The sequence below is a fragment of the Nocardia sp. NPDC005998 genome, assembly GCF_040614395.1.
In the GTDB taxonomy this organism is placed as follows: Bacteria; Actinomycetota; Actinomycetes; order Mycobacteriales; family Mycobacteriaceae; genus Nocardia.
The window spans coordinates 24,926-34,450 of the sequence record NZ_JBEXUI010000061.1 but is presented as its reverse complement, the minus strand read 5'-3'; the positions used below and the strand labels follow the sequence as shown (position 1 = coordinate 34,450).

Genomic DNA, 9,525 nt, shown 5'->3' with positions numbered 1-9,525 from the left:
CACCGGTCGAATACGAAGCCGACTACCATGCACTCCACGCCGAACAACCGGCTGGTGACAGATAAACCGGTGTGCATCGAATCCGGGGCGATTCAACTACCCCACTGACCGAGACCCACATACCGTCCACCGAGACTTCCGCTACTCCCCTCGGCTCCTCAGATACTCGACAGACGGCTCCAATAGCTCCGGATGCTCGCGCCAGTACATGGCGCCGTGAATCGCCAACATCGCCCAATGCCAAGCGTCATCATGGAATTCGATGCCACGAAACGGCCGATCACTCGACTCATACGGATACGCCTCCCGCGCCTCCGCATCAGCCTCCTGCCACGTGCGCCCGCCATACCGCCGCATCAACCAGGCATAGTCGCCCCGCGCTTCCCGCAGGTTTCGCAGGTACTCGTCTTCAGGCCAGGTCATGTGAAATGGACCATACGGCCTGCCACCAGACGCGGTGGCAGGCCGTAGTTCTCAGCTCGCCGCTTTCTTGACGAGCTCCCCGATCCGGGTCTCATCGGCGGCGGTCAATTCGGTCAGCGCGAAGGCGGTGGGCCACATGGTGCCGTCGTCGAGGCTCGCCGAGTCGTTGAAGCCGAGGGTGGCGTACCGCGCCTTGAACTTCTCCGCTGTCTGGAAGAAGCAGACGACCTTGCCGTCCCTGGCATAGGAGGGCATGCCGTACCAGAGCTTCGGGCTGAGCTCGGGCGCGTTGGCCTTGACGATGGCGTGGATTCGCTCGGCCATGACGCGATCCGAATCCGCCATTTCGGCGATCTTCGCGAGCACATCGGACTCGCCGTCCGCCTTGGCTGCGCGCGCGCCGCGGCGCGCGGCCGTCTTGAGCTCCTGAGCGTGCTCCTTCATCGCGGCGCGCTCTTCTTCCGAAAATCCCACCGTGGACTTGCGCTTCGTGGTGCGGGTTGTGGTCATTGCGGTTCCTCCGTTGTGGTGTCGATCGTGATATCGGTTCGGTTGAAAACGTCGGGGGCGCTCACCGGTCCTGCAGCAGCCCCAGGACATTGCCGTCCGGATCGGTGATGGTGGCGACCAGGCGACCTGCACCGACATCGCGCACGGGTTCGCGCACAGTGGCTCCCGCGGCCGTGACCTCGCCCAGCTTCGCCTCGATATCGGGCACCTGCCAGTACGCCACCGGTGCGGTCATGCGCTGCGGTCCGCCGCCCGGTACCAGCCCGATGTGCTGGCCCGCGACGTCGAAACCGACGTAGTAGGTTCCGTCGATCTGCGGCGGTGCACCGATCAGGGCGGTGTAGACCTCCTTGGCCGTCGCCAGGTCGGAGACGGGATGCAGTACGGTCTTGATTCCCCCGGCCGAGGCGGCGGTCATGAGTACTCCTTCGGCGATGTGGTCCGGATCGTCTTGCGGCGATGAGAATTACGGTAGGCAGCGCTCGGCGGCGCGACATCCGTGCCGAACACGGAAAGCACCACTGAGTGAGCACGGGTCGATGCCCGCACGAGCTACGGGACCGGTACGTGAGAATGGAGACGTGTCAACGCAGAAGGTGGCTGCCGGGATCTCCGACCGCGAGGCCGAAGTCCTGACTCTGATCGGACAACATCGCAGCAATGCCGAGATCGGCGCGCAGCTGTACATCTCGGTGCGCACCGTGGAGACCCATGTGTCCTCGCTGCTGCGCAAGGTCGGCGTCCCCGACCGGCGGGCGCTCGCCCAGCGCGCGGCCGAGCTCACCCGGGCCGAGCGGAGCGAGGCGGTGGCCGTCCTGCCCGCACCATTGACGTCGTTCGTCGGCCGGGCCCGGGAGCGGGCCGAATTGCGTCAGGCCGTCGCGGTACAGCGCCACGTGACCGCACTCGGCCCCGGCGGTGTCGGCAAAACGCGGCTGGCCTTGGCCGTTGCCGCAGATCTTGCCGGTGAATTCGCCGACGGTGCATGGTTCGTCGACCTCGTACCGGTAACCGATCCGGCGATGACCGGATCCGCAGTGGCCCGTGCGCTCGGCCTCGGCGAACAGCAGGGCCGCAGCCTCGACGATTCGGTGCTGACCGCCCTCACCGACCGCCACACCCTGCTCGTCCTCGACAACTGCGAGCATCTGCGCGAGGGCGCGGCACCGTTCATCGAGCGCCTGCTCGCGCACTGCCCGCGCGTGACCGTACTGGCCACCAGCCGCGCTCGGCTCATGGTGCCCTTCGAGCAGGTCTACGCGGTGCCACCGCTATCTCTCGGCGATGATGCCGCCACCGCGGATGCCATTGCGTTGTTCCTGGACCGAGCCGCCGCCCTGGGCTGGCCCGTCGAACCGGAACAATTGGATCAGGTCACCGAGGTCTGCCAGCGGCTCGACGGTCTGGCGCTGCCGATCGAGCTCGCGGCCGCCAGGCTGCCCACCCTCGGTCTCGACGGTCTGACCGCCAGTCTCGCCGATCCGCTGCGCCTCCTGGTCGGTGGACGCCGTGCCGACGACCGACATCGGTCCGTGCGGGCCATGCTCGACTGGAGCCAGGCCCTGCTGACCAACTCGGACCGGTGCGTGCTCCGACGAGTCTCGGTCTTCGTCGCACCGTTCACCGCCGCCGACGCCGCCGAGGTGGCCGGATATCCGCCGCTGGAACCGAACTCGGTCGCGGACGGTCTGGCCCGGCTCGCCGAGCAGAGCCTGCTCACCGCCGCGCCGTCCGCGGGCGGCACCCGCTACCGGGCATTGGAGACGATCCGCCAGTATGAGACGGAACAACTCCTCGAGACCGGTGAGCTGCCCGAAGTGCTTGCGCGCCATCTGCATTGGTGCTCGAAGACCGCCGCGGCGCTGACCGGGGACCTGCCGCCCGCCACCGACTGGCGCACCCGATTCGACGCGGCCGTCGACGACATCCGGGCAGCCCTGGCCTGGGCGGCCGAACAATCCGAACTTCGTTCCGACGCATACGATCTGGCCTTGTCCCTGGCTCAACTGACCTTTACCCGAAATCTGGTCGGCGAGTCCCAGCAGCGGTACGAGCAGGCGGCAGCGCTCGCCGAGGACCCGATCGACGCGGCATCCGCACTACGGCACGCCGCCGAGGTCGCCGGATGCCGGATGCGCGGTGCAGACATGTACCGCCTCTACCGCGGTGCCGCGGACACCGCACGCAACGCCGGGGACACCGCCGCGGCCGCCCGCGACCTGGCCACGGCCGCAATCACCGTCTATCGGATGTCCGAAACCTTCGCCGAGCCGCCGCCGTCGAATGCGGCCGCGGCGCTGCTGTCCGAGGCGCGCGAGTTGACCGACGACGACCCGGCCGCCCTTGCCGCGGTCGCCCTGGCCGAGTGCGGAGTACTCCCCCACACTGCCGATTCTGCGCCGAGCGCATCGGAATTGCCGGTACCCGAGCCGATTACGCGCGCCGAGCGGGCGGTCGACCTGGCCTCCCGGACCGGCGATCCGCTGGCCGAGAGCGCGGCCCTCGACGCGCTTGCCGCGGCCCAGTGCTGGGCGGGTGATACCTTCGCCACCGCGGCGACGACCCAGCGGCGAGTCGAGCTGCTCGCCGCGGTTCCGGTGACACCGGCCAGCGCGCTCGAACGGGTCAACGCACTCGCGGAGGCGTCCGATACCTCTATCGGCGTGGGTGACCTGGATGGGGCCCGCCGTTGGGCCGAGCAGCTCCGCGACCTGCCATTGCTGGCCGAACGGGGTGACTTCGCCACCTCGCGGCGGCTGGTGGCGGACGCGCTCGCGGGCAATGCCGACAACGTGCTCACCGACAGTAGGCGATTCATCGACGCGTGGGAGCTCTCCGGTCGCCTGCACGCACCCAACCTCGCCACGGCGGCGGCCGCGGTGGCTCTGATCCACGGCCTGCGCGGCGACGGCGACGCGAGAGCCGAATGGCTGGCCATCGTCGACAATCTCGGTGTGGCGCCCGACCAGAAGGCCGCCTACAGTGCCGTATTCGATGCCATTGTCCTGCTCCACCACGGACAACCCGACCGTGCCCTGGCAAGCCTGTCGGCCGACCCCGACGAGATGGACGAGCAGATCATCTGGATCTGGCGCCACTGGTACCTCGCACTGCGTGCCGAGGCAGCCGTCCTCGCCGCTCATCCGAACGCCCGCGACTACGTCACAACCGCTCGAACCGCAGTGTCCGGCAACCCGATCGCCACCGCCATGGTCGACCGAGCCACGGCTCTGCTCGACCATGCCCCCGAACGCCTACCCGCCATCGCAATCGCCTTCGAGACGGCCCACTGCCCTTACCAGCGAGCCCGAACCCTGAGTCTGATGGGTGACAACTCTGCTCCAGCCGCCCTGACGAGCCTCGGCCTCACCCCGCCGACGCGCTAGCGGTTGCGTGCACCCGTAACAGCAGACGTTTTGCGCCGCAACAGCTCTCGCTCGCCTTCCGCGCGGTTTGCGGCACTGCTGCGCTTCGATGAGAGGGCTCACCCGGTTGGCCATCGACGTACCCATCGAAGCCTGCCAACGTAAGACGCTCGAAACCGACTACCGGACAGCACTTCAACCCGCAGCAGGTACACCCGAGGCCATCCAGTTGATCGAGTTGGACGCCGGCATCCAGAATCCTTCTCCACCTGGGCCGAGTTCGTCGAGCCGGTCGAAAGTCGCTCGCACACTGCCGCGGCCGATTGCTCGGTAGCCGGGCCGCGACTGTCCTCCAAGAACCGAAGGGACCGCAGTCCTCGTACATCCCGGTTCCGAATTGCCTTGCGATCGAACCGGTGTGGCGCGCGAATACCCACCATAACCAGTGCGCGGGTCATGCTGGTGCGCACGAGAAACGACGGAGCCCCACCCGTCGAAACGGATGGGGCTCCATGTCTTACAGCGCAGGAGCGAAGCCTGCGTTGCGACCTACCGACTTACACGTCGAAGTACAGTTCGAATTCGTACGGGTGCGGACGCAGGTTCACGGGCGCGATTTCGTTTTCGCGCTTCAGGTTGATCCAGGTCTCGATGAGGTCCGGGGTGAAGACGTTGCCTTCGGTCAGGTAGTCGTGGTCCTGCTCGAGGCGGTCGATGACCGAGGCCAGGCTGGTGGGGGCCTGCGGGATACCCTTGGCCTCCTCCGGCGGGAGCTCGTAGAGGTCCTTGTCGACCGGGGCCTTCGGCTCGATCTTCTTCTTGATGCCGTCCAGACCGGCCATCATCATGGCGGCGAAGGCCAGGTACGGGTTACCCGAGGAGTCGGGCGCGCGGAACTCGATGCGCTTGGCCTTCGGGTTGTTGCCGGTGACCGGGATGCGGACCGCGGCGGAGCGGTTGCGCTGCGAGTACACCAGGTTGATCGGGGCCTCGTAGCCCGGGACCAGGCGGTGGTAGGAGTTCACGGTCGGGTTGGTGAACGCCAGCAGCGACGGCGCGTGGTGCAGGATGCCGCCGATGTAGTGGCGCGCCAGATCCGACAGGCCCGCGTAGCCGGCCTCGTCGTGGAACAACGGCTTGCCGTCCTTCCACAGCGACTGGTGCACGTGCATGCCCGAGCCGTTGTCACCGAAGAGCGGCTTCGGCATGAAGGTGACGGTCTTGCCCTCGGCCCACGCGGTGTTCTTGACGATGTACTTGAACAGCTGCAGGTCGTCGGCGGCGTGCAACAGGGTGTTGAAGCGGTAGTTGATCTCGGCCTGACCGGCGGTGCCGACCTCGTGGTGGCCGCGCTCGAGCTCGAAGCCCGCGTTCTGCAGGTTGGTCGAGATCTTGTCGCGCAGGTCGACGTAGTGGTCGTACGGCGCAACCGGGAAGTAACCGCCCTTGTTGCGGACCTTGTAGCCGCGGTTGCGGGTGCCGTCCGGGTTGAACTCTTTACCGGTGTTCCAGGAGCCGGAGATCGACTCGATCTCGTAGAAGGCGCCGTTCATGCCCGAGTCGTAACGGATGGAGTCGAAGATGTAGAACTCGGCCTCGGCACCGAAGTAGGCGGTGTCGGCGATGCCGGTGCTCTTCAGGTACTCCTCCGCCTTGCGCGCGATGTTACGCGGGTCGCGGCTGTAGGCCTCGCGGGTGAACGGGTCGTGCACGAAGAAGTTGAGGTTCAGCGTCTTGGCAGCGCGGAACGGGTCCAGACGCGCGGTGCTGAAGTCGGGGAGCAGCAGCATGTCCGACTCGTCGATGGACTGGAAGCCACGGACGGAGGAGCCGTCGAACGCTAGCCCTTCCTCAGCGAGGTCAGCGGTGAAGGCCTTCGCGGGGATCGAGAAGTGCTGCTGTACACCCGGAAGATCGCTGAAGCGAATGTCGACGTATTCGACGTCCTCTTCTTTGATGTACTTGATGACCTCGTCGGCCGTGCTGAACGTCACTTGTTCTCCTTACGGATCGGTTCCCAGCCAGTGTCGATTGCATGGGTTCGTCGCGTCCCGACGGTATGGACGCGGTGTTTCCCAGTAGTCAAGGCTGTGTTTCGCCAGTGTTACACGTGCGGCTGGACGGGTAGTGAAAGCCAACCGGGCTCGAACAGCATGGTAGTCCTGCCATCATCGGCGCTGCTCACCGAGGTCAGCTCCGATTTAATGCGGTGTCCTACGACCGGTCGTAGGGGCCTATTCTGGGGTTCATGGCACGCATCAGCGGATCCTGGCTCTCCGGCCCTTCGGCGGACTCGGGCGATCCGGCAACCCCCGAGTTCCCCGGCCAGAACCTCGGCCTGCCGCGCTCGGGCGCGGGTTCGCTCGTAGGTATGTTGCGGCGCATTGCCGCGCTGGTGGTGGACTGGTTCATCGCGCTCGGCATTACCGCGATCATCATCCGGCCGAATCCGGACAAGATCATCGCCGGAATGGATATCCCCGCCGGGAAATCGCGCCCCACCAACTTCGAAGTGATCGTGAGCGCGCTCACCACGCCCAACCTGTTGGTTTGGTTCGTGATCGGTGTCGTCGCGGTGTCGTTGTTCGGCTTCACCCCCGGTCAGTACTTCCTGCGCCTGCGGGTGATCCGCGTCGATGCGCCGGTGGCCGTCGGTTTCGTGCGCGCGCTGGCCCGGCAGGTGCTGCTGGTTTTCGTGGTCCCGGCCTTGTTCACCGACGCCGACGGCCGCGGTATGCACGACCGTGCCACCGGCACCGCCATCGTCCGCTCGCGATAGCCCGCCCGCACGAACCTTCCGACAGTAAAAAGACCCGACTTTCGTCGGGACGACGGCTCGGGCACTGCCCGTTAGGCTCCGGCGGTGTCTCTGAATCCGGCCATGCTGGCGCTGCGCCTACTGCTCGAACTCACCGCCATTTCCTCGCTCGGAGTCTGCGGATGGCGGGCGTTCGACTCACCATGGCGCTTCATCCTGGTCGTGGTGCTGCCGGTTGCCGCTGCCACGCTGTGGGGAACCTTCGCCGTTCCCGGCGATCCGAGCCGCAGCGGTGCGGCGCCGGTCGCGGTGCCGGGGCCGGTGCGGCTGGTGGTCGAACTGATCGTCCTGTTCGGCGGCGCGGCCGCGCTGTGGATCGCCGGGTTGCCCCAGTGGGCGCTGATCTGCACCGCGGTGCTGGTCATCTACCACGTACTCGCCTACGACAGGATCACCTGGCTGCTCACCACCGCCCCGGCGGCCTGACAGAAAAGGCCCGCATCCCAACTCGGGGGATGCGGGCCTTTCGAATCGAATCAGCGCCGACGGATGCTGCGCTGCACACCGCGCATCTTGGCGCCCGCGGGCATCGGGCCCTTGGGCAGTGCGGGTCCGCTGCGCGAGCTCAGCGCGGTGAGGCGGCCCTCGATGAGGTCGATGCGCTTGGCGTCGATATTGCGGGGCAGCTTGGTGAGATGCTTCTGCAGCTCCTTGAGCGGGATCTGGCCCTCGTCGTTGCCGATGATGATGTCGTAGATCGGGGTGTCGCCGATGAGCCGGGCGGTCCGCTTCTTCTCCTGGGCCAGTAGCGATTTCAGCCGCTGCGGGGCACCCTCGCCGATCAGGATGACGCCCGGCAGGCCGATCACCCGGTGCACGGCGTCCAGCTGGGTGGTCGCGGCGACGCCATTGCTGACCCGCCACTTGCCCTGCAGATTCTCCAGCACCCACGCCGCCGCGCCCGCCTGGCCCTCGGCCTTCGCGTAGACGTTGCGCTGCACCCGACGCCCGAAGATGATGAACGCGACCAGCACGCCGAGCAGCAGACCGAGCGGCAGCAGGAACCACTGCAGGCCGAAGATCAGGCCGATCACCAGGAAAACGGCGGTGATGCCGACAACGGCACCGATCATCAAAGGCAGCAGCAGCTTGTCTTCCTTGCGCTGCATCTGGAAGGCCTGCCAGAGCTGCTGGCGGCGTTCTTTCGACTGCTGCTTGCGCGCCGCCTTAGCCGCGGCCTTCGCTTCCTTCGACGGCGTGCCGCCCTTGCCTACTGCCATGCTTCACAGGATAGTGCCACGTCGGGCGGGTCTCCGCACCGCGTCAGTGCACGCCGCGGTGCGCGATCGGCCCCAGTGCGGTGAGATCCAGATCACCCGAGCTCTCGGTCCAGCCCATGGCGCGCAGTTCCACCGGGGTGCCGACACCGAGCGCGTCGCGCAGGCCGATGGCGACCGAGCGGGCGAGTCCGACCAGGGTGTCCATGGAAAGGGGCCACAGCAGGGTGCGGGTCCAATTGTCGATCCCGCGCCGCGCGACCGGTTCGCGCCAGCCGAGATCGCGCAGGGTGTGCTCAGCGGTCGGCGAGATGGGCCGGGTGAGGTAGGAATTGCCCGCCAGTTCGACGGATAGCTTGATGTCGTATTGCACGAATTGGACGTATTTATTGCCGGGCGCGGCGATGATCAGCGTTGCCCGAGATGGTAGTTCGGATAGGCATTGCGCCAGTGCCCGCACGAATCTGTCCCAATCCGTGGTCACCGGCTCACTCATACTTCCCCCGGGGAGGCGCACCGGCCCGATCTTACGCCGCACCACCTGAGACACCAGCCGAATCTTGTTGACTCAGCACAACCTTCGCGCTGCAATAGCAAAAGCGAATAGCCCGCCGTTTCCTCGAACGACGGGCGACTCACGGCCGCGGGTCACGCGGCGGCGCCGACCGATCCCGATGGCATCGTCCGGGCCTGGCGCGCTGCCGATTCCGGAGCGCGGCCGAGCCCGCGGAAAACCGGAACACCGAGTTTGCGGCTCGCGGGCCGCAAGGCCCACGACGCCACCACGCATATCGCGAAAAAGCCGGTGTAGACCAGATGATTCACGGCTGAATGGTGTCCGATATGCGATGCGAGTCCACCGGTCAGATCGAAAAACGCCCCGGCATAGGCCCATTCCTTCACCAGTGGAAAACGCGGTGCGGCAATGGCCATAGCGCCGAGCACTTTCCAGAATCCGAGGATGGTCATGACATAGGTCGGATACCCCAATTCCGTCATGCCCGCCGCGGTGCCGCCGCGGTGAGTCAGGTCGGCGACGCCGCCCGTGGCCAGTACGGAAATCAATAATCCGGTGCTGACCCAATATGCGATCGATCGGGTATTGCTCATCGTGGCTCTCCTGCCTCGTGCCCTCGGCGCGCTCGGCTCGCGCGCCGTCACACCTCCTGACCGGCGCGGCGATCGAGATGTG

At 66.6% G+C, this 9,525-nt stretch carries 10 protein-coding genes; 3 read left to right on the top strand and 7 right to left on the bottom strand.

Annotated features, from left to right (window positions below):
- Positions 1-141 precede the first annotated feature (141 nt).
- From ABZ293_RS39850 to ABZ293_RS39840, 3 genes are all read right to left on the bottom strand, one after another.
- Entirely contained in the window at positions 142-423 is a 282-nt protein-coding gene (locus ABZ293_RS39850; RefSeq protein ID WP_355189533.1) for a hypothetical protein, read from the bottom strand.
- 51 nt (positions 424-474) lie between these two features.
- Entirely contained in the window at positions 475-933 is a 459-nt protein-coding gene (locus ABZ293_RS39845) for a DUF1801 domain-containing protein (RefSeq protein ID WP_355189531.1), read from the bottom strand.
- A gap of 61 nt (positions 934-994) precedes the next feature.
- Entirely contained in the window at positions 995-1,351 is a 357-nt protein-coding gene (locus tag ABZ293_RS39840) for a VOC family protein (protein WP_355189529.1), read from the bottom strand.
- A 163-nt stretch (positions 1,352-1,514) separates the two neighbouring features.
- On the opposite strand from ABZ293_RS39840, the gene ABZ293_RS39835 reads away from it, so the two are divergent.
- Positions 1,515-4,319 carry a LuxR C-terminal-related transcriptional regulator gene (locus ABZ293_RS39835; RefSeq protein WP_355189527.1) on the top strand — a complete coding sequence of 935 codons (2,805 nt, stop codon included), beginning with the start codon at positions 1,515-1,517 and terminating at the stop codon, positions 4,317-4,319.
- Between the two features lie 536 nt (positions 4,320-4,855).
- On the opposite strand, the gene glnA is transcribed toward ABZ293_RS39835, so the two are convergent.
- Positions 4,856-6,292: a type I glutamate--ammonia ligase gene (gene glnA, locus ABZ293_RS39830; protein ID WP_355189525.1), complete on the bottom strand. Its 1,437-nt coding sequence runs from the start codon at positions 6,290-6,292 to the stop codon at positions 4,856-4,858.
- Positions 6,293-6,546: 254 nt separating this feature from the next.
- Between glnA and ABZ293_RS39825 the strand changes: the two genes are divergently transcribed.
- Together ABZ293_RS39825 and ABZ293_RS39820 are read left to right on the top strand one after the other, a co-directional pair.
- Entirely contained in the window at positions 6,547-7,077 is a 531-nt protein-coding gene (locus ABZ293_RS39825) for an RDD family protein (protein WP_355189523.1), read from the top strand.
- A gap of 84 nt (positions 7,078-7,161) precedes the next feature.
- Entirely contained in the window at positions 7,162-7,542 is a 381-nt protein-coding gene (locus ABZ293_RS39820) for a YrdB family protein (protein WP_355189521.1), read from the top strand.
- 50 nt (positions 7,543-7,592) lie between these two features.
- On the opposite strand, the gene ABZ293_RS39815 is transcribed toward ABZ293_RS39820, so the two are convergent.
- From ABZ293_RS39815 to ABZ293_RS39805, 3 genes are all read right to left on the bottom strand, one after another.
- On the bottom strand, positions 7,593-8,336 hold the full coding sequence (locus ABZ293_RS39815) for a DUF4191 domain-containing protein (protein WP_355189519.1): 744 nt from the start codon (positions 8,334-8,336) through the stop codon (positions 7,593-7,595).
- A 43-nt stretch (positions 8,337-8,379) separates the two neighbouring features.
- Entirely contained in the window at positions 8,380-8,829 is a 450-nt protein-coding gene (locus ABZ293_RS39810) for a hypothetical protein (protein WP_355189517.1), read from the bottom strand.
- A gap of 152 nt (positions 8,830-8,981) precedes the next feature.
- A complete protein-coding gene (locus ABZ293_RS39805) occupies positions 8,982-9,443 on the bottom strand; it encodes a DoxX family protein (RefSeq protein WP_355189515.1) in 462 nt (153 codons plus the stop codon).
- Between the last annotated feature and the right edge of the window lie 82 nt (positions 9,444-9,525).

Bases quoted from the DNA above. Each gene is read 5' to 3' on its own strand.
- ABZ293_RS39850 (WP_355189533.1), bottom strand. From the start codon at position 423: ATGACCTGGCCTGAAGACGAGTACCTGCGAAACCTGCGGGAAGCGCGG.
- ABZ293_RS39845 (WP_355189531.1), bottom strand. From the start codon at position 933: ATGACCACAACCCGCACCACGAAGCGCAAGTCCACGGTGGGATTTTCG.
- ABZ293_RS39840 (WP_355189529.1), bottom strand. From the start codon at position 1,351: ATGACCGCCGCCTCGGCCGGGGGAATCAAGACCGTACTGCATCCCGTC.
- ABZ293_RS39825 (WP_355189523.1), top strand. From the start codon at position 6,547: ATGGCACGCATCAGCGGATCCTGGCTCTCCGGCCCTTCGGCGGACTCG.
- ABZ293_RS39815 (WP_355189519.1), bottom strand. From the start codon at position 8,336: ATGGCAGTAGGCAAGGGCGGCACGCCGTCGAAGGAAGCGAAGGCCGCG.
- ABZ293_RS39810 (WP_355189517.1), bottom strand. From the start codon at position 8,829: ATGAGTGAGCCGGTGACCACGGATTGGGACAGATTCGTGCGGGCACTG.
- ABZ293_RS39805 (WP_355189515.1), bottom strand. From the start codon at position 9,443: ATGAGCAATACCCGATCGATCGCATATTGGGTCAGCACCGGATTATTG.